The organism is Acinetobacter puyangensis, from assembly GCF_900096995.1.
In the GTDB taxonomy this organism is placed as follows: Bacteria; Pseudomonadota; Gammaproteobacteria; order Pseudomonadales; family Moraxellaceae; genus Acinetobacter; species Acinetobacter puyangensis.
Genome location: NZ_OANT01000001.1, coordinates 19,139 through 37,787 on the forward strand (window position 1 = coordinate 19,139; position 18,649 = coordinate 37,787).

15 protein-coding genes and 2 tRNA genes are annotated in these 18,649 nt (G+C 41.4%); 6 read left to right on the forward strand and 11 right to left on the reverse strand.

Features of this window, described 5'->3' with window-relative positions; translation table 11 throughout:
- Window positions 1-58 precede the first annotated feature (58 nt).
- A complete protein-coding gene (locus CRO21_RS00095; RefSeq protein ID WP_097077334.1) occupies window positions 59-721 on the forward strand; it encodes a response regulator transcription factor in 663 nt (220 codons plus the stop codon).
- A 78-nt stretch (window positions 722-799) separates the two neighbouring features.
- Complete coding sequence (locus CRO21_RS00100; protein ID WP_097077335.1) at window positions 800-2,188, forward strand: sensor histidine kinase; 1,389 nt, start codon at window positions 800-802, stop codon at window positions 2,186-2,188.
- Window positions 2,189-2,291: 103 nt separating this feature from the next.
- Here CRO21_RS00100 and CRO21_RS00105 read toward each other — a convergent pair whose 3' ends face one another.
- The 4 genes from CRO21_RS00105 to CRO21_RS00120 all read right to left on the reverse strand — a co-directional run bounded on the left by CRO21_RS00105 (window position 2,292) and on the right by CRO21_RS00120 (window position 3,680).
- Complete coding sequence (locus CRO21_RS00105) at window positions 2,292-2,630, reverse strand: zinc-ribbon domain-containing protein (protein WP_097077336.1); 339 nt, start codon at window positions 2,628-2,630, stop codon at window positions 2,292-2,294.
- 137 nt (window positions 2,631-2,767) lie between these two features.
- Window positions 2,768-2,843: transfer RNA gene (locus CRO21_RS00110), tRNA-Glu, on the reverse strand.
- A gap of 73 nt (window positions 2,844-2,916) precedes the next feature.
- Window positions 2,917-2,992 (reverse strand) — tRNA-Glu (locus CRO21_RS00115).
- Window positions 2,993-3,170: 178 nt separating this feature from the next.
- Window positions 3,171-3,680 (reverse strand): acyl-CoA thioesterase, encoded by a 510-nt coding sequence (locus tag CRO21_RS00120; RefSeq protein ID WP_097077337.1) that lies wholly within the window; start codon window positions 3,678-3,680, stop codon window positions 3,171-3,173.
- 297 nt (window positions 3,681-3,977) lie between these two features.
- On the opposite strand from CRO21_RS00120, the gene parC reads away from it, so the two are divergent.
- On the forward strand, window positions 3,978-6,197 hold the full coding sequence (gene parC, locus CRO21_RS00125; protein WP_097077338.1) for a DNA topoisomerase IV subunit A: 2,220 nt from the start codon (window positions 3,978-3,980) through the stop codon (window positions 6,195-6,197).
- 189 nt (window positions 6,198-6,386) lie between these two features.
- The gene (locus CRO21_RS00130; RefSeq protein WP_097077339.1) at window positions 6,387-8,060 is read left to right on the forward strand and encodes an AMP-binding protein; all 1,674 of its coding nucleotides are present in this window, start codon (window positions 6,387-6,389) and stop codon (window positions 8,058-8,060) included.
- A gap of 74 nt (window positions 8,061-8,134) precedes the next feature.
- Here CRO21_RS00130 and CRO21_RS00135 read toward each other — a convergent pair whose 3' ends face one another.
- From CRO21_RS00135 to CRO21_RS00165, 7 genes are read right to left on the reverse strand one after another with little or no spacing between them, the layout of a single operon-like run.
- Window positions 8,135-8,770, reverse strand: a complete 636-nt coding sequence (locus CRO21_RS00135; protein WP_097077340.1) for a CoA transferase subunit B — start codon at window positions 8,768-8,770, stop codon at window positions 8,135-8,137.
- Window positions 8,767-9,480 carry a CoA transferase subunit A gene (locus CRO21_RS00140; RefSeq protein ID WP_097077341.1) on the reverse strand — a complete coding sequence of 238 codons (714 nt, stop codon included), beginning with the start codon at window positions 9,478-9,480 and terminating at the stop codon, window positions 8,767-8,769. Before CRO21_RS00140 ends, CRO21_RS00135 begins: the two co-directional genes overlap by 4 nt.
- Before the next feature lie 54 nt (window positions 9,481-9,534).
- Window positions 9,535-10,434: a hydroxymethylglutaryl-CoA lyase gene (locus CRO21_RS00145; RefSeq protein WP_097077342.1), complete on the reverse strand. Its 900-nt coding sequence runs from the start codon at window positions 10,432-10,434 to the stop codon at window positions 9,535-9,537.
- A gap of 2 nt (window positions 10,435-10,436) precedes the next feature.
- Window positions 10,437-12,425 (reverse strand): acetyl/propionyl/methylcrotonyl-CoA carboxylase subunit alpha, encoded by a 1,989-nt coding sequence (locus tag CRO21_RS00150; protein ID WP_097077343.1) that lies wholly within the window; start codon window positions 12,423-12,425, stop codon window positions 10,437-10,439.
- Window positions 12,426-12,440: 15 nt separating this feature from the next.
- Window positions 12,441-13,238: an enoyl-CoA hydratase/isomerase family protein gene (locus CRO21_RS00155; RefSeq protein ID WP_097077344.1), complete on the reverse strand. Its 798-nt coding sequence runs from the start codon at window positions 13,236-13,238 to the stop codon at window positions 12,441-12,443.
- 12 nt (window positions 13,239-13,250) lie between these two features.
- Entirely contained in the window at window positions 13,251-14,852 is a 1,602-nt protein-coding gene (locus tag CRO21_RS00160) for a carboxyl transferase domain-containing protein (protein WP_097077345.1), read from the reverse strand.
- A 32-nt stretch (window positions 14,853-14,884) separates the two neighbouring features.
- Window positions 14,885-16,057 (reverse strand): isovaleryl-CoA dehydrogenase, encoded by a 1,173-nt coding sequence (locus CRO21_RS00165; RefSeq protein ID WP_097077346.1) that lies wholly within the window; start codon window positions 16,055-16,057, stop codon window positions 14,885-14,887.
- A 145-nt stretch (window positions 16,058-16,202) separates the two neighbouring features.
- Between CRO21_RS00165 and CRO21_RS00170 the strand changes: the two genes are divergently transcribed.
- Together CRO21_RS00170 and CRO21_RS00175 are read left to right on the forward strand one after the other, a co-directional pair.
- The gene (locus CRO21_RS00170) at window positions 16,203-16,850 is read left to right on the forward strand and encodes a TetR/AcrR family transcriptional regulator (RefSeq protein WP_097077347.1); all 648 of its coding nucleotides are present in this window, start codon (window positions 16,203-16,205) and stop codon (window positions 16,848-16,850) included.
- A 64-nt stretch (window positions 16,851-16,914) separates the two neighbouring features.
- Complete coding sequence (locus CRO21_RS00175; RefSeq protein WP_097077348.1) at window positions 16,915-18,606, forward strand: AMP-binding protein; 1,692 nt, start codon at window positions 16,915-16,917, stop codon at window positions 18,604-18,606.
- Window positions 18,607-18,649 lie beyond the last annotated feature (43 nt).

Sequence of the window (18,649 nt, forward strand, 5' to 3'; positions counted from 1 at the left end):
AATAGATTGATTAGATACGCAGTTGATGAACTGCGTATTTTTGTATGGGAAAACGGTTATGCGTATTTTATTGGCAGAGGACGATACCTCATTGGGCGATACCATTCAGGCATGGCTGGAAATGGACGGTTATGTGGTGGACTGGGTGAAAAAAGGGTCTTATGCCGAGGCTGCACTACAAAGTCATGAATATGCATGTATTTTGCTGGATCGTGGTTTGCCGGAATTATCAGGGGATCAGATTTTAACGGCGATTAGGCAAAAGAATAATGGTATTCCGGTCTTAATGATCACAGCCCGCGATAGCATTAAGGACCGTGTTGAAGGACTGGATTTAGGTGCAGATGATTATCTGGTCAAACCTTTTGATCTGGAGGAGTTATCGGCACGGATTCGTGCGGCGATTCGAAAGCAGAATGCACAGGCGCAACCACAATTGAGCTTCGGAAATATTGTCCTTGATCCTGTTGCCAAAACAGTGAAACAAAATGATCAACTGATTAACCTGACTGCCCGTGAATATGTGGTGTTGTATAAATTATTACGTCATCCCGAACATATCGTTTCGAAAGAACAACTGGAAGATGAGCTTTACGGTTGGGGTGAAGAAATTGAAAGTAATGCCATTGAAGTTTATGTCTATAATCTAAGGAAAAAAATCGGTAATGATTTTATCCGTACTATTCGTAGGCAGGGCTATACACTGGCTGCACAGGCATAACATTGAGCTAAATGACCAATACCGTATCCAATTAACCCGACAAATTAAATTTCTAGCGTATTAAAGCAGTATCACCTTATGTCAAAGCCAAAGACCTCACCATCTTATTCAGGCAAAATTGTGTCACTACAAAACCGACTGATGAGTAGTACGTTGATCAGCAGTATTCTGACCGGATTACTGAGTCTGGTGATTTTGATTGGTGTTGTTGGCTATGATATGCATGAATTGTTTGATGATATTTTAGAAGAAAATAGCAAATTATGGCTAGAAGAACAAAATAGCGCGAATGCCCAGATGAAGTATTATCTGGGAGAATATAATGAAGAGCTGGATCTGGATTATCAATGGATTGATGCCAAAGGGCAAATTCAGCAAAAAAGTGAAGATGCCCCGGAAACCGTATTTATTGCCAATGCCGAAGATGACCGGTTCTATAATATTTATCATGACCGCAAGTGGTGGCGTGTCTATGTCAAGAAACGTCCCGATAGTCTGGTTCAGATTCAGGTGGCGCAACCGTGGCAGCAGCGTTATGAACATTTGTTACCTGCTATCGGGCATTTTAGCTGGTTGATGCTATTGTTATGGATGGTTTTGCTTATAGGAAACTGGTTGGCAATTCGACGTGGTCTAAAAACCTTTACCCGCATTAGTGAGCAAATTGCTCAAAAGAATGTACAGAATTTATCGCCAATACAACCGACAGAAATATATACAGAATTGCAGCCGATGATTGCAGCAATCAATGCTTTGTTATTACGTCTGGATCAGGCCTTGCAGGCTGAACAGCGTTTTACTGCCGATGCTGCCCATGAGCTGCGTACACCATTATCTGCCATTCAGATGAAATTGCAATTGATGCAACGTCGGCATAAGACCTTACTTGAACCGATACAACCGGAACTGGAACAATTAAAACAGGATGTACAGCGCAGTACCGCAGTGGTTGAGAATTTATTATTTTTGGCTCGGCTGGATCCACAGCAAAGTCAGGCATTACCTAGGACAAAATTTCCACTTATGTCGCTACTACAAGAGGTCTGGCAAAATATTGCGCTAGCAGCGCAACAGAAAAATATTGAATTGATTCAGGATTGGCAAATAGCAAGCGATCTGACCTGTATCGCCAATCGTGAATTATGTTTTACGGCATTACGCAATTTACTCGACAATGCAATTCGCTATAGTCATGTGAATGCTAAAGTTAAGTTCAGTGTTTTTGCTGAACATGAACAGATTATTTTTCAAATACAGGATAATGGACAGGGCGTAGCTCCAGATCAACTGGCACGATTAACACAGCGTTTTTATCGGGTATTGGGGACAGAACAGCAGGGTTCGGGACTGGGCTTATCGATTGTGCAACATATTGTAGCGTTACATCATGGCAATTTAGATTTTATTGAAGGGTTAGACAATACTGGTTTTGGTGTTCGAATGGCCTTAGCACGGTATATGGATTAAAACATGTGAGTGTCGTGTGTATCTGGGTTGTAGGTTAAATGCTATACAAAATTGTGGATAACTTTCTGGCTATCCACATGTGCGATACGCATCTATTTCTAAATTATTGATTTTGCCATTCATGCTGGCATTCACGACATTTCCATTGTTTTTGCGATTGCATAAAGCTTTGCATGGAAATTTTAAAATTCGGTAAGTCACGCCAGAACATAAAACCTGAAACAATACAGCTTAAAACGACGAGAATGGTTGCCCCGTTTAATACCGGGCCAGCACTTTTATCCAGAATCAGAAATACAATGCTAATCGCCAGTAATAAGGCCAGCAGCAGAATACTTGGCACCAAAATTAACAGACTCTTGGGAACTTGTGGACGGGGGCCAGTTGCAGATGCCATCGGTATAATTTTGGTACTTTGACATTTGGGACAACGATAATTCATAGATAAAATCTCAAAAAAGAAAAAACAATCTACTTTTCAATGTATGGGTTGCTCAGGCAAATATCAAGCAATAACCTAGGTACAATTTCAGACATAAAAAAGCCGTTGACTGATCAATGCAACGGCTTTTTTGAATTTGGCGTCCCTACGGGGATTCGAACCCCGGTTACCGCCGTGAAAGGGCGATGTCCTAGGCCTCTAGACGATAGGGACAAATTTGAGGCTATTCTAATGATTGTGATCACCACACTTTAAATAAAGTTCGCTTTAAAGAACTGACTTAAAGTGGCGTCCCTACGGGGATTCGAACCCCGGTTACCGCCGTGAAAGGGCGATGTCCTAGGCCTCTAGACGATAGGGACGCAGAGAAACAAGTTGCGATGCCGCTTGTTTAGAACGAGGTGCATTGTAATGGCATATTTTAGGTGATGCAAATATTTTTAAAGGAAATTTATGCTAATCGCATTTTTTTTGTACGTTAAATTGTTGTTTTTATGGATTGTGGCGAATTGCTCGCCACAAGTTCATGATCTAAGGAAATTATTCCTTAAAAATGCTACAGGAAATATGCGTGTTTTGCTGTTGCAAGCGTAATTTTTTACGTTGTTCTGCGGCTTCAAAACGGCAGCGTTTTAAATCACTATCTAGAATTAAAGGTGGTATGCGTTTGGGCTTATTATTTTCATCTACAGCAACCATGGTGAAATAACAGCTATTGGTATGGCGGATACTACGTTTCTGAATATTTTGCGCTTCTACCCGAATACCAATTTCCATTGACGATGTACCAACATGGTTCACACATGCCAGAAACGTCACCAGTTCACCAACATGGATTGGTTCTTTGAACAGTACCTTATCTACAGACAATGTGACAACATAGCTGGCCGAATAACGGCTGGCACAGGCAAAAGCAACCTGATCAAGTAACTTTAGAATGGTTCCACCATGTACATTACCGGAAAAGTTTGCCATATCGGGCGTCATTAAAACAGACATTGATAACTCGGCTTGTTCTTCAGCCTGAGTTAAGGGATCTAGAGGAGTCATAATATTCCTCAAATATATGAAGGAAGTGGAGAGTGAACATATTATAAGAAGTTTTACGACTTTTGGGGCATATCATTTTTATCAAACTTATGGTTTGGCCCTATTTTTGTATAAAAAATAACACAATGATTGCTAAAGTGACGTATAACTTTAAAAGATGATCCAGAATTATGGTGCAAGATGGATAAAGGCAGACAACTTATGTCGTTTAGCCTTGCAAAGGCTCTTGCTGATTTTAGATGGACAACTTAGCATAGCAGTTTATAGAGAACTTAGATTAAAGGATAAAACAATCGCATGAGCAGCCTTGTGCATCACGCTACCGAAAATCGTTCAGTTGCTGAGTTTACCGAACAGGCTTATTTGAATTATGCCATGTACGTCATTATGGATCGTGCCTTACCGCATATTAGTGATGGCTTAAAACCGGTACAACGTCGTATTGTGTATGCGATGAGTGAACTGGGTTTAAAAAATTCTGGCAAACCAAAAAAATCTGCCCGTACGGTCGGTGATGTATTGGGTAAGTATCATCCACATGGTGACAGTGCCTGTTATGAAGCCATGGTCTTAATGGCGCAACCGTTTAGTTATCGCTATCCTTTTATTGAAGGACAGGGCAACTGGGGATCACCAGATGATCCGAAATCCTTTGCGGCCATGCGTTATACCGAAGCCAAACTCTCGCTATATAGTGAAGTGTTGTTAAGTGAACTGGGGCAGGGTACATGTGAGTGGCAGGACAATTTTGACGGCAGTTTAAAGGAGCCGGTAAATTTACCTGCGCGAGTGCCGAATATTTTACTCAATGGTACAACGGGAATTGCCGTGGGTATGGCAACAGATATTCCGCCGCATAATTTACGTGAAGTGATTAAGGGCACCGTTGCCCTCATTAAAAATCCAGCATTAAGCGATGAAAAATTGCAACAATTCATTCCTGCACCGGATTTACCCACGCATGCCGAAATTATTACTTCGCCGCAAGAATTACTAAAAATCCAAAGCACTGGGCGTGGCAGCTATCGTATGCGTGCGGTGTATACCGTCGAAAAAAATGAAATCATTATTGAGCATTTACCCTATCAGGTCTCTGGTTCCAAACTAATTGCACAAATTGCCGATCAGATGCAGGCAAAAAAACTGCCATTTGTCACCGATTTGCGTGATGAGTCTGACCATAAAAATCCGACGCGACTGGTGATTGTACTGCGTTCCAATCGTGTTGATATCGATGCAATTATGAGCCATCTTTTTGCCACCACTGATTTGGAAAGTAGCTATCGGGTCAATCTGAATATGATTGGTGCAGATGGTCGTCCACAGGTGAAATCGATTCGCAAGATTTTGCTGGAATGGATTGAGATCCGTACCGAAATCATTACCAACCGTTTAAAGTATCATCTGAATAAAATTGATAAACGCCTGCATATTCTGGCGGGTTTGTTGATTGCTTATCTGGATATTGATACGGTGATCAAAATTATTCGTGAAGAAGATCAGCCAAAACCAGTATTAATGGCGCATTTTGCGATTGATGAAATTCAGGCGGAAGCCATTTTGGAGTTAAAACTACGCCATTTGGCCAGACTCGAAGAAATGGAAATTCGCAAGGAACAGGATGAACTGTCAGAACGCGCAGCAGTGATTCGCGAACAACTGGAAAATCCGGAATCGCTGAAAAAATTGATGATCAATGAACTCAATGACGATGCCAAAAAATTTGGTGATGATCGCCGCTCGCCGATTGTGCATCGTAGCGATGCGGTACAAATGAAAGAATCCGATTTTACCCCTGCGGAAACAGTGACGGTTGCATTGTCTGAAGCAGGCTGGATTCGTATGGCTAAAGGTGAAATTGATGCGACCCAGTTGAATTATCGGGCGGGGGATAGTTATCAGGATTCTGTGGTTGGCAAGAGTAATCAGCGGGTCTATATCCTTGATCAAACAGGGCGTAGTTATGCGCTGACAGCGAATCATTTGCCATCTGCCCGGGGGCAGGGTGAACCTTTAACTTCCAAATTAAATCCAGCTTCGGGAACGCAGTTTATTCAGGTTATCATGGGTGAGGACGAGCAACAGATTATTAGTCTTAGTTCACAGGGCTATGGTTTTAAAACCCAGCTGAAACAACTGGATACCACTGCAAAAGCGGGTAAGGCATTTTTATCCGTTGCCAATGGCTTTAATGCCTTGCCGATTATTTTCAGTACAGACAAAGCACAACTTGCGCTGTTAAGTAAACAGGGGCGCTTATTGATTGTTGATCAAAGTCATATTCCGGAATTGAGTAAGGGCAAAGGAAACAAATTGATGCAATTGGAAGCGGGTGATGAACTAATCAGTCACATTGCACTTAACCTTGAGCAAGATGTGTTAAAAATACAAGTAGGTACGCGTTTTCTAAGCCTTAAAGGTAATGATTTACAGACCTACTACGGCAAAAAAGCGACCAAAGGCAAACTTTTGCCACGGGGTTATCAGAAAGCGCAAAGATTATTACTTGATCTCTGATCTATATTCACCGTATAGTCGGAGTGTTGGGTAAGATTTTATAAATGATTGCAGGCAGTATGTGATTGAAAAAGCCTGTCTGCAAAAGTGGTTTGCATAAAAAGTGTAAATTCAATTCGTGCAGTAGGGTAAGTAAGAACGTACAGGACTGTATGATCGAACAAAACAGGATTGGGAGTAGTGGCAATTATGGAAAAAGTTTGGCTGAAAACTTATGAAAAATTTGGAATTCAAAAAGATATTTCATTGCCAGCAGAGAATACATCTTTAGTTGATGTATTTGAAAATAATTTTAAAAAATATGGATCACGAGAAGCGTTTTTGTTTATGGACAAAACTTTAACCTTCTCCGACTTGGCGCAGTATAGTCGTCAGTTTGCTGCTTATCTGCAAAGTCTGGGTTTGGCAAAAGGATCACGTGTTGCAGTGATGATGCCGAATGTTTTCCAATATCCGATTGCTGCATTGGGAACTTTTTTGGCAGGATATGTTCTGGTCAATGTTAACCCACTTTATACTACACGTGAACTGGAACATCAGTTAAATGATTCCGGTGCAGAAGCCTTGATTATCATTGAAAATTTTGCACACGTATATCAGCCTATTCATGGTAAAACACCAGTAAAACATGTGGTTGTGACTGGTGTTGGTGATATGCTTGGCCTATTAAAAGGTACCATTGTCAATTTTGTTTTGCGTAAGGTACGTAAACAGGTACCTGCATGGACGATTTCCGGACATACTTCGTTTAAATCTGCTTTATCTAAAGGGTCGTCGGCAAAATATACTCGCCCTCAATTGACTTTAAGTGATACTGCGGTATTGCAATATACGGGTGGTACTACAGGTGTTTCCAAAGGTGCAGAATTAACGCATAGAAACCTGATTGCCAATATGCTGCAAGTCGATGCGATTTTTGCCAGTAAGTTTGGTGGCGGCGATAGTCTGGTGGGTGAGCGGATTGTCTGTGCATTACCGCTCTATCATATTTTTGCCTTTACGGTGTGCGCGCTGTATGGCATGTATCGCGGTGCAACCAATATTCTGATTCCAAATCCACGTGACTTGCCTGCCGTGGTAGGTGAGCTGCGTAAATATAAACCGGCATTCTTCCCGGCTGTAAACACGCTGTTCAATGCACTGGTGCATAATGAAGAGTTTAAACAGCTCGACCACAGCAATTTGAAAATTGCGATTGGTGGTGGGATGGCGGTATTGCCTTCAACTGCCGAAGCATGGCATAAAGTGACGGGTTCCATCATTATTGAAGGCTATGGTTTATCGGAAACTTCACCATTGGCATCGGTGAATCCGCCAATTAATACCGCATTTACAGGTACCATTGGTATTCCTGCACCAGATACCGATATTGCGATTCTGGATGATGATGGTAATGAGGTTGCCATTGGTGAACAGGGTGAAATCTCGATTCGTGGTCCACAGGTCATGAAAGGTTACTGGAATCGTCCGGATGAAACAGCCAAGGTAATGACTGACGACGGTTTCTTCCGTTCGGGCGATGTGGGAATCATGAATGATGAAGGCTATGTCAAAATCGTAGACCGTAAAAAGGATATGATTCTGGTGTCCGGCTTTAATGTTTATCCAAGTGAAATTGAAGAGATTGTGGCCAAGCATCCGAAAGTATTGGAAGTGGCAACGATTGGTGTACCGGATGAGAGATCCGGTGAAGTACCAAAATTATTTATTGTGAAAAAAGATGCTAGCCTAACTGCCGAAGAAATTCTGGCTTATGCCAAAGAGAATTTAACGGGCTATAAACGTCCACGTTATGTTGAATTTCTTGATGAATTGCCGAAATCCAATGTCGGTAAAATCTTGCGTAAAGATTTACGCAAATAATCGAGTTTTATTCAAGAAGCTGTATCATTATGCAATGATGCAGCTTTTTTGTTTAAGCATTACTCATAAAGTATTTATGCGGGTTGTTGTAAGTTGACACCAGTGAGCGCCTGAACTTGATCAAAGGTAACCTCATCAGCTAATTCAATCACTTTGATACCGTCAGCAGTAATATCAAATACGCCCAACTCGCTGATAATACGATTCACTACAGCTTTGCCTGTCAGCGGAAGTTGACATTCTTTTAAAATTTTAGCACTGCCATCTTTTGCAAAATGCTCCATTAGTACAACGACTTTTTGGACACCGGCAACCAAATCCATTGCACCGCCCATCCCCTTAACTTTTTTACCCGGAATCATCCAGTTGGCAAGATCTCCTTGTTCGGAGACTTCCATCGCACCCAAAATTGCGATATCAACATGTCCACCACGAATCATGGCAAAAGATTCACTACTCGAAAAAAAAGCCGCACCTGGTCTAGCGGTAACTGTTTGTTTACCAGCATTAATCAGATCGGCATCTACAGTTTCTTCTGTAGGAAATTCACCGATACCCAATAAGCCATTTTCTGATTGTAACCAAACATCCATATTTTCAGGGATATAGTTTGCGACGAGAGTGGGTAGCCCAATGCCTAGATTGACGTAGAATCCATCGTGTAACTCTTGTGCAGCACGTTGTGCCATCTGATTTCTTGTCCAGCTCATGAGTGTTCATCCTTGTGTTTTAGTGTCACTTGTTCGATATGTTTCTTTATGGCGTTATTAACGATGATTCGATCTACATAAATTCCTGCTAGATGGATTTCATCGGGATCGATTGTGCCGACCTCCACCAAATGTTCAACTTCTACGACAGTAATTTTAGCGGCAGTAGCACATTCAGGGTTAAAGTTGCGCGCAGTTTTACGGAAAACTAAATTACCAGCTTTGTCTGCTTTGTAGGCTTTCACTAATGCGACATCTGCGGTCAAAGAGGGTTCAAGAATATATTCTTTATCGTTAAAAATACGGGTTTCTTTGCCCTCTGCAATCAGTGTTCCAACGCCTGCCTGAGTATAAAATGCAGGAATGCCAGCACCACCTGCACGTAATTTTTCTGCTAAAGTGCCTTGTGGTGTAAGTTCAACTTCAAGTTCACCACTCAGATATTGTTGTTCAAATTCTTTATTTTCACCAACATAAGATGAAATCATTTTTTTAATTTGTTTGCTGCGTAATAAAATTCCCAAACCATAATCATCTACACCGGCATTATTGGAGATACAGGTCAAATCGCGACAATCTGTATCTTTTAATGCTTGTATCAATGCCTCTGGAATTCCACATAGGCCGAAGCCTCCAACTGCCAAAGTTTGTCCATCTTGGATAATGCCTGCTAAAGCTTGATTTGCATCCTGATATACTTTATTTCGCATAATTCCCTCTACGATATTTTAATGATGAATGAAAAAATTAACGTGACGCATGGATTAGCTACATTGCTGCCAATATGCATTGGCATAATGAGACTGATTGGTTCTATGCAATAATTCACTAATATTTCTGCTGGCCTGCATCAGCGCTGGGAGATTAATTCCAGTTTCAAAGCCCATCTGACTCACGAGATAAAACAAGTCTTCAGTCGAAACATTGCCAGAAGCACCTTTGGCATAAGGGCAGCCACCCAAACCTGCAATTGATGAATCAAAGGTACGAATACCCTGTAAAATCGATTGATGAATATTGGCAATGGCCATGCCATAGGTATTATGAAAATGCCCAGCGAGCTGATCTGTGGGCACTTCAGCCAAACATGCTTCCCAGACTTTTTTAATTCGGTCAGGGGTCGCAGTACCGATGGTTTCGCCCAATGAAACTTCATAGCAACCCATGTCTAATAGGGCTTTCACTACTTTTACAACGTGTTGGGGCTCGATTGCGCCTTCATAAGGGCAATCAACCATACAAGAAACATAGCCCCGAACCAGGATATGCTGTTGCTTGGCGAGTTGAATCAGTTCGGAAAAATTTTCAAGACTTTCCTCAATTGTGCAATTAATGTTTTTGTGGGTGAAGCTTTGCGAGGCCGCAGTAAATACCGCCACTTCTTTGCAATTGACGGCTTGAGCAGCTTGAAAACCTTTAATATTGGGCGTTAATAAACTAAATTGAACACCGTTACGTTTAGGAAGTTGTTGAAATAGTTCAGTACTGTTTGCCATTTGTGGTACCCACTTGGCGGATACACAAGATCCGACCTCAATATGCCGAAGCCCTGCTTGGATTAAATCTTCAATTAATGCCATTCGCTGAGGAACTGTTAAATGATGTTTTTCATTTTGCAGGCCATCACGTGGACCGACTTCAACAATTTTAATACTTTCATCCATGATTAAGTCTCCACTGCAAGCTCAAAGTCTACTAATTCGTCATTAACTTTGACCTGATCACCCGCTTTAAAATAAGCTTCACGCACGATGCCGTCCTGTGGTGCACGAATGGTATATTCAATTTTCATTGCTTCAAGCGTTAATAAAATATCATTTTTTTTGACGCTTTGGTTTGCATCAACAAAGACCTGAGTGATGGTACCGGGCATGGGGGCTTTTAAAAGGTTTTCGCTATCACTGCTATCTTCCGTATCATAAGAATGTTTAATAAATTCAAAATTAAGCGTTTTGGCATGTTTATAAAGGGTGATACTTGTTGGGCTAAGATTAAAAGAAACTTTACTCTGTATACCTTCACTGCTGATTTCAGCCGTATGTGCATCAATTAAATTTCCATCGATGGAATAGGATTGTCCTAAATAATCAATATAATAGGTATTTTCTGCTCGACCAATATTGAGTTGAATATCAGTCTGTTGATATTTGAGTTTAATGCTTTGTTTGGTTTCTATATTTAAACGCCATAAACACTGATCTTGCCAGACGGAGGTGTTTGTAGCATTCTCACGACGTGTCTCCGATAGAAATTTAATAAAGGCTGCATGGATCACATCTTGCGTTTTAATACTGATGTTTGGATTGAACAGATGGTCGTGTTCACGCTCAATGAGGCTAGTATCCAATTTAGCTTGTTGAAAGCTATCACATTGAATAATTCGGTCGAGAAAGGCAATGTTATTACCTAAGCCATCGACATGGAATTGTTGCAGTGCGTGATGCATTTGTACCAAAGCTGCATCACGATTTTTCCCCCATACAATTAGTTTTGCGATCATTGGGTCGTAATAGGTGGTGATTTCATCACCTTGTACAATGCCGCTGTCTATACGAACATTTTGGTTTTGTTCGGGATAGTGTAAATAGTTGATTTTGCCAATAGCTGGCAAGTAGCCTTGTTCGGGAACTTCAGCATATATCCGTGCTTCAATCGCATGACCTAGACACTGGATCTGTTGTTGCGTTTTGGGTAAAGGTTCGCCATAAGCGATGCGTAACTGCCATTCTACCAGATCTTCACCTGTCACCATTTCAGTAACGGGATGCTCAACCTGTAGACGAGTATTCATTTCCATAAAGTAGGCAGTACCATCTTGTTCGACGATAAATTCTACTGTACCTGCACCAACGTAATTGACTGCTTTAGCAGCATCAATGGCTGCTTGACGCATGGTTGCCAATTTGTCTTGTGATATTTCGGGTGCGGGCGCTTCTTCTAATACTTTTTGATGGCGACGTTGTACTGAACAATCACGCTCAAATAGATGTACATAATTGCCATGCGAATCGCCAAATACTTGCACTTCAATATGACGTGGCTGAATTACATAGCGTTCAATTAATACATCATCATTACCAAAACTAGATTTTGCTTCACGTTTACAAGAGGCAAGGGCATCGAGAAAAACTGTACTGGATTCAACCAGACTCATACCTTTTCCACCACCGCCAGCACTGGCTTTAATTAATACCGGATAACCAATTTGATCGGCTTGTTGCTTTAAAAAGCTTGGATCTTGATTGTCACCGTGATAACCCGGAGTCAAGGGGACGCCAGCTTTTTCCATCAGTGCCTTGGAGGTCGCTTTTAATCCCATGGCCAAAATTGCAGACACTGGAGGTCCGATAAAACAAATATTATTTTGTTCACAAGCAAGCGCAAATTGATCATTTTCTGATAAGAATCCATAACCTGGATGGATCGCTTGGCTACCAGTACGATTGGCAGCTGCAATAATTTTGTCAATCTGCAAATAGCTTTGATTGGGTTGCGATTGTCCGATGTAGATGGCTTCATCAGCCAGTTTGACATGTTGAGCCTGAGCATCTGCATCTGAGTAAACTACAACTGTGGCAATGCCTAATTTTTTTGCAGTGCGAATCACCCGACACGCGATTTCACCACGATTTGCAATGAGAATTTTTGTAAACATAGTCATGATCCTTTGTTATTTTGTTGATGCTACAATCCATGGCGCAGTCTGTTTATTTAAAAATGCGTTTAATCCATCTTTGGCTTCTTGACCTTGACGTATATCCGCAATGTGATTGGCGGTGGCGATCCTGAGTGACTCTGTAAGGGGATGTTGGCTTACCATTTGGATTAATTGTTTTGAAGCTGCCTGTGCCTGAGGCGCACCTTGTAATAAAGCGGCAATAATCTGATCCAATTGCTGATCCAACTGTTCTGGATGACTGATTTCATGCACTAAGCCAATATGTTTTGCTTGTTCTGCACTGATCCGTTCTGCGGTTAAAAAGTAACGTGATGCCTGACGTGTGCCGATTGCCGCAATAACATATGGACTGATGGTAGACGGGGCAAGTCCTAAACGTACCTCAGACGTCGCAAATTGTGCCTGAGTTGATGCAATACAGATATCACATGCTGCCGCTAGACCCATACCACCACCAAAGGCAATGCCATGTACTCGGGCAATGGTAGGCTGTTTTAATGTGGCTAAAGTATTAAGCATTTTTGCAAGTTTTAGTGCATCCGCTTGATTGTCTATATGAGCGGCCTGACCTGCCTGTTTCATCCAGTTTAAATCTGCACCGGCGGAAAAACTTTTGCCTCGTCCTGCCAATACGACAACACGTATATCAACACGTTGATTTAAATCATGTAGACACTGATCAAGCTCCTCAATGACCTGGGTATTAAAAGCATTATGCAGGTCTGCGCGATTAAGCCAGACTGTTGCAACCTGTTGTTGTAAAGTTAGTTCTAAATATTGATATGACATTTCGTTCTCCCTTTACATCCTGAATACGCCAAATTTTGTACTCTGAATTGGTGCATTCAGTGCAGCAGATAGGCTAAGTGCTAGCACATGACGACTTTGTGCAGGATCAATTATGCCATCATCCCAAAGCCGGGCAGAGGCATAGTACGGATGACCCTGTTGCTCAAATTGGTCACGAATGGGCTGTTTAAACTGTTCTTCCTCTTGTGTTGACCATTGCTGACCATTGTTTTCAATTTGTTCGCGTTTGAGGGTGGAGAGTACGCTGGCAGCTTGTTCACCGCCCATGACTGAAATACGTGAGTTTGGCCAAGTCCATAAAAAACGAGGTGAATAGGCTCGTCCACACATACCATAATTACCAGCGCCAAATGAACCGCCGATGATCAATGTGATTTTAGGGACATTGGCCGTGGCGACAGCCATCACCAGTTTGGCACCATTTTTAGCGATTCCTTCATTTTCATATTGACGACCCACCATAAAGCCGGTGATATTCTGTATGAAAATCAACGGAATACTACGTTGGCAGCAAAGTTCGATGAAATGAGCGCCTTTTTGCGCTGATTCTGAAAATAAAATTCCATTATTGGCAATGATTCCCACAGGCATACCATATAATTGGGCAAAACCGGTGACCAAGGTTGTGCCAAAACGTGTCTTAAACTCGTCAAATCTTGAACCATCGACAATTCTTGCAATGACTTCACGTACATCAAAAGGTTGACGACTATCAACCGGAACAATGCCATACAGTTCTTGGGCATCAAATAGTGGTGATTCAATTTGCTTTGCTTGGGTTTGCGGGGACTTATTTAAATTGGCAACGATAGTTCTTGCAATGGCTATGGCATGTTCATCATTTTCGGCAAGATGATCAGCGACACCGGATAAACGTGTGTGTACGTCACCGCCACCCAAATCCTCACTACTGACCACTTCACCTGTTGCCGCTTTGACCAATGGCGGCCCGCCAAGAAAAATGGTACCTTGGTTACGCACAATAATTGTCTCATCAGACATAGCAGGCACATATGCACCGCCTGCGGTACAACTGCCCATGACCACTGCAATTTGAGCAATGCCTAGGCTTGACATACGGGCCTGATTGTAAAAGATACGTCCAAAATGATCGCGATCTGGAAAAACCTGTTCTTGTAACGGTAAATATGCACCACCGGAATCGACCATATAAATGCATGGCAAATGATTTTGTTCGGCGATTTCTTGCGCACGTAAATGTTTTTTGACTGTGAGAGGATAATACGTACCGCCTTTAACAGTCGCATCATTGGCAACAATCATGCAGGCGATACCATTCACTAAACCAATCCCTGCTACGACCCCCGCAGCAGGAATATCAGTATCATAGACATGATAGGCAGCCAGTTGACCAATTTCTAGAAATGCAGTACCTGAATCAATCAATTGATTAATTCGTTCCCGTACTGGCAGTTTGCCCCGTGCAATGTGTTTTTGGCGTGCAATTTCTCCACCGCCCAGTGCGATATGGTTAGTCAGATTTTTAAGATCGTTTACTAATGTTTGCATAGCGAGTTGATTTTCTTTAAAACTTTCACTACGTACATTAATTTTGCTGGAGAGTTGGTTCATGGTCATGTCATCCTTTTCTTTTCCTATAATTCTTATTTGGTTTCGTTAAATAACTCACGACCAATCAGCATCCGACGAATTTCTGAGGTACCTGCACCAATTTCATAAAGTTTGGCATCACGCCATAATCGGCCTGCCGGATATTCATTGATATAGCCATTGCCACCTAAGGTTTGAATGGCTTCACCTGCCATCCATGTGGCTTTTTCAGCAGCATATAAAATGGCACTGGCTGCATCTTTACGTAAACTACGATCGTGATCGACTTGATCACAGGCTTGACCCACAGCATAGACTAAAGCTTTACATGCCAGCCAAGTCGAATACATATCTGCAAGCTTGCCTTGCATCAACTGAAATTCACCTAATGCTTGTCCAAACTGTTCACGATCATGTAAGTAGGGAATTACCACATCCATACAGGCATCCATGATGCCGAGTGGACCTGCGCTTAAGACTGCACGTTCATAATCCAATCCACTCATTAATACTTTGACACCATTACCTATTCCCCCTAATACGTTTTCTTTGGGGACGACCACATTATCAAAAAATAGTGGATAGGTATTTGAACCCCGCATCCCTAACTTATCTAGATGTGTGCCATGACTAAAACCAGCCATGTCTTTTTCAACTAAAAAGGCTGTAATTCCTTTATTTCCGCCTTTCAGATCAGTTTTTGCATAGACCACTAATACATCAGCTTCACCGCCATTGGTAATCCACATTTTTGCGCCATTTAATACAAAGTGATCACCTTTATCTTCGGCATATAATCGCATACTGACCACATCTGAGCCTGCATTCGGTTCCGACATGGCAAGAGCACCAATATATTCACCAGATACCAGCTTAGGTAAAAAACGCTGTTTTTGCTGTTCGTTGGCATTACGATTGATTTGGTTGACACACAAATTGGAGTGAGCCCCATAGGATAAGGCAACCGCAGCGGAGGCTCTTGAGATTTCCTGCATCACAATAATGTGTGCAAGATAGCCTAAATTACTGCCACCATATTGTTCGCTCACTGTCATTCCGAGCAAACCCATATCTCCAAATTTTTTCCATAGATGTGCAGGAAATTTATTTTCTCTATCAATTTGTTGGGCAAGAGGTGCAATTTCTTTTTGGCAAAATGCTGCTACAGAGTCTCTAAATGCTAATAAGGTGTCGTCTAGTCCGAAATTTAAAGTTTTAAACGTCATTTGCTGTATCCTTCCATTGGTTTTCCATCGACATTTATCTGTCGTAAACTTATTTGATAGATTTACGATACTCCTTTTTTTTAAAAAAGTGAATATTGATTCAAAAAATGATTTACAATTCATTTTAAATGGGTGAGAATAAATTATGAGCTATAAACGATCATCTTTGATGCAAGAACGTATTGAGCAAAATCGTAAAGCGATATTGCAATCTGCAAAGCAGCTCATTGCTCAAGGCGGTTTCAAAGAGGCACAGGTGCAAGCCATTGCCGAGCTGGCTGGTGTTTCAAGTGGCTTGGTGTATCGTTACTTTGATAATAAGAGTCAAATCTTAATTGAAGTACTTTCTCAAGCGATTCACTTCGAGGTAGACATTTTGCATGTGATTTCATTGCAAGAGTTGCCAATCGAGCAGAAACTTCACAAAGCAGTGGCAACATTTGTAAAACGTGCCCTAAATAGCCCACAGCTTTCATATTCGTTAATGTTGGAACCTGTTGATGCTGAGGTCGAATACGAACGATTTAAAAGCAAAAAATTGATTAAAGATGCTATTTATCGCATTTTGGAAGAAGGTCATACCAAGGGTGTGTTTGAGTTTGAAGATTTGAATACCACCGCACTTTGTATGGTAGGTGCGATGACTTTTTCTGTCATTGAACCACTTGATCCAGTGCAGAAAAATAATTTTAATCAAGCACATAAAGACTATTTTAGTAAACAAGTGGCTGATTTCTGTTTGAATTCAGTACGAATTGAAAAGAAGTTTTTAGGTGAAGATAGAGAGGTATAAATAAGTTAGGTTGGCTTAGCAGTTAGGAATAAGTAAGTCAAAAAGAATCAAGGAGCGTGATTCAATGGAACCGGTAAAGTTAAGTTATCTATCAGGGAAGAGTTCGCAACCACTCATTGGCATGACGATTGGTGAACTGTTTGATAAAGCTTGTGACGACTACGCTGATCAAGATGCATTGATCAGCGTTTTTCAAAATAAACGACTAACCTATCAAGAGTTACAGGTAAAAGTAGAAGCTTTTGCGTGTAGCCTAATCGCATTAGGATTTCAAAAAGGGGATCGGCTGGGTATTTGGTCACCAAATTGCTGGGAGTGGACGGTTGCTCAGTTTGCCGCTTTTAAAATAGGCGTGATTCTGGTCAATTTAAATCCTGCCTATAAAGCGCAAGAACTGCATTATGTTCTCAATAAAGTAGGCTGTAAGGGCTTAGTGATTGCCTCAAAATTTAAAAGCACTGATTATCAACAAGTGCTGACCCAAATTTCCCCAGAAATTCTCCAGACAAGTGATAAAAAGCTTAAGCTACAACAACTGCCGCAATTAGAAGTCGTAATTAAAATCGATCACTCCGTACCAGAGATGTTTTATCGGTTTCAGGATTTACTTGAGCAACCTTTAGATCAGCAACGTATGCAGGTTGCCAAAATTGCGGGGACTTTACAATTTGATGATACGGTCAATATTCAATTCACTTCAGGTACGACAGGTAATCCGAAAGGTACCATGTTGACGCACCATAATATTTTAAATAATGGTTTTTTTGTCGGCGAAGGAATTGGCTTAACCGCTCAGGATAAAGTCTGTATTTCAGTGCCGCTGTTTCATTGTTTTGGGATGGTGATGGGGAATTTGGCATGTATTAGCCATGGTGCGACGATGGTTTATCCTGCCGCAGTATTCAATGCCAGAGAATCTTTAAATACCATTCATCAAGAACACTGTACAGCAGCTTATGGTGTTCCCACCATGTTTATTGCGATGCTGGAACAGGAAGATTTTGAACAATATGATCTTTCCTCATTACGTACAGGAATTATGGCGGGGAGTCCCTGTCCCAAAGAGATTATGCAGCGCGTAATGGAGCGTATGCATATGTCTGAAATTACCATCTGCTATGGTATGACCGAAACCTCACCAGTCAGTGTACAGAGCTATATCGATGATCCAATAGATAAACGGGTGAGTACTGTAGGACATGTTCATCCGCATGTGGAAATAAAAATTGTTGATCCAGAGGGCAATATTGTGCCATTGGGAATTTCAGGAGAATTATGCGTACGTGGTTATTCTGTTATGGCGGGATATTGGGCTGAACCTGAAAAGACCCATGAGGTAATTGATCTCAATAACTGGATGCATACGGGCGATATTGCACAAATGGATGAAGAGGGTTATATCAAAATCAAGGGACGTATGAAAGATATGGTAATACGTGGGGGAGAAAATCTCTTTCCAAAAGAAATAGAGGATTTTCTATATACCCATCCAGAAATTTCAGATGTCCAAGTGGTTGGTTTACCTGATGAACGATATGGTGAAGAATTATGTGCCTGTATTATTTTGCATGAAGGTCGCAGCTGTAGTGAAGAAGCGATTCGTATATTTTGTAAGGACAAAATTTCACATAATAAAATTCCACGTTACGTCAAATTTTTAACTGAATTTCCAATGACTGCTTCTGGTAAGGCGCAAAAATTTAAATTGCAAGAAATGATGTGCATGGAATTTAATCTCAATGCAGATGTGTTCTAGACCAGAATTAAAAGCCCAATTCAACCTTAGGTGAGTAACTGTA

What these genes read in the sequence shown, in the direction of transcription:
- CRO21_RS00095 (WP_097077334.1), top strand. Translation starts at nt 59, where the DNA reads ATGCGTATTTTATTGGCAGAGGACGATACCTCATTGGGCGATACCATT.
- CRO21_RS00100 (WP_097077335.1), top strand. Translation starts at nt 800, where the DNA reads ATGTCAAAGCCAAAGACCTCACCATCTTATTCAGGCAAAATTGTGTCA.
- CRO21_RS00105 (WP_097077336.1), bottom strand. Translation starts at nt 2,630, where the DNA reads ATGAATTATCGTTGTCCCAAATGTCAAAGTACCAAAATTATACCGATG.
- CRO21_RS00120 (WP_097077337.1), bottom strand. Translation starts at nt 3,680, where the DNA reads ATGACTCCTCTAGATCCCTTAACTCAGGCTGAAGAACAAGCCGAGTTA.
- parC (WP_097077338.1), top strand. Translation starts at nt 3,978, where the DNA reads ATGAGCAGCCTTGTGCATCACGCTACCGAAAATCGTTCAGTTGCTGAG.
- CRO21_RS00130 (WP_097077339.1), top strand. Translation starts at nt 6,387, where the DNA reads ATGGAAAAAGTTTGGCTGAAAACTTATGAAAAATTTGGAATTCAAAAA.
- CRO21_RS00135 (WP_097077340.1), bottom strand. Translation starts at nt 8,770, where the DNA reads ATGAGCTGGACAAGAAATCAGATGGCACAACGTGCTGCACAAGAGTTA.
- CRO21_RS00140 (WP_097077341.1), bottom strand. Translation starts at nt 9,480, where the DNA reads ATGCGAAATAAAGTATATCAGGATGCAAATCAAGCTTTAGCAGGCATT.
- CRO21_RS00145 (WP_097077342.1), bottom strand. Translation starts at nt 10,434, where the DNA reads ATGGATGAAAGTATTAAAATTGTTGAAGTCGGTCCACGTGATGGCCTG.
- CRO21_RS00150 (WP_097077343.1), bottom strand. Translation starts at nt 12,425, where the DNA reads ATGTTTACAAAAATTCTCATTGCAAATCGTGGTGAAATCGCGTGTCGG.
- CRO21_RS00155 (WP_097077344.1), bottom strand. Translation starts at nt 13,238, where the DNA reads ATGTCATATCAATATTTAGAACTAACTTTACAACAACAGGTTGCAACA.
- CRO21_RS00160 (WP_097077345.1), bottom strand. Translation starts at nt 14,852, where the DNA reads ATGAACCAACTCTCCAGCAAAATTAATGTACGTAGTGAAAGTTTTAAA.
- CRO21_RS00165 (WP_097077346.1), bottom strand. Translation starts at nt 16,057, where the DNA reads ATGACGTTTAAAACTTTAAATTTCGGACTAGACGACACCTTATTAGCA.
- CRO21_RS00170 (WP_097077347.1), top strand. Translation starts at nt 16,203, where the DNA reads ATGAGCTATAAACGATCATCTTTGATGCAAGAACGTATTGAGCAAAAT.
- CRO21_RS00175 (WP_097077348.1), top strand. Translation starts at nt 16,915, where the DNA reads ATGGAACCGGTAAAGTTAAGTTATCTATCAGGGAAGAGTTCGCAACCA.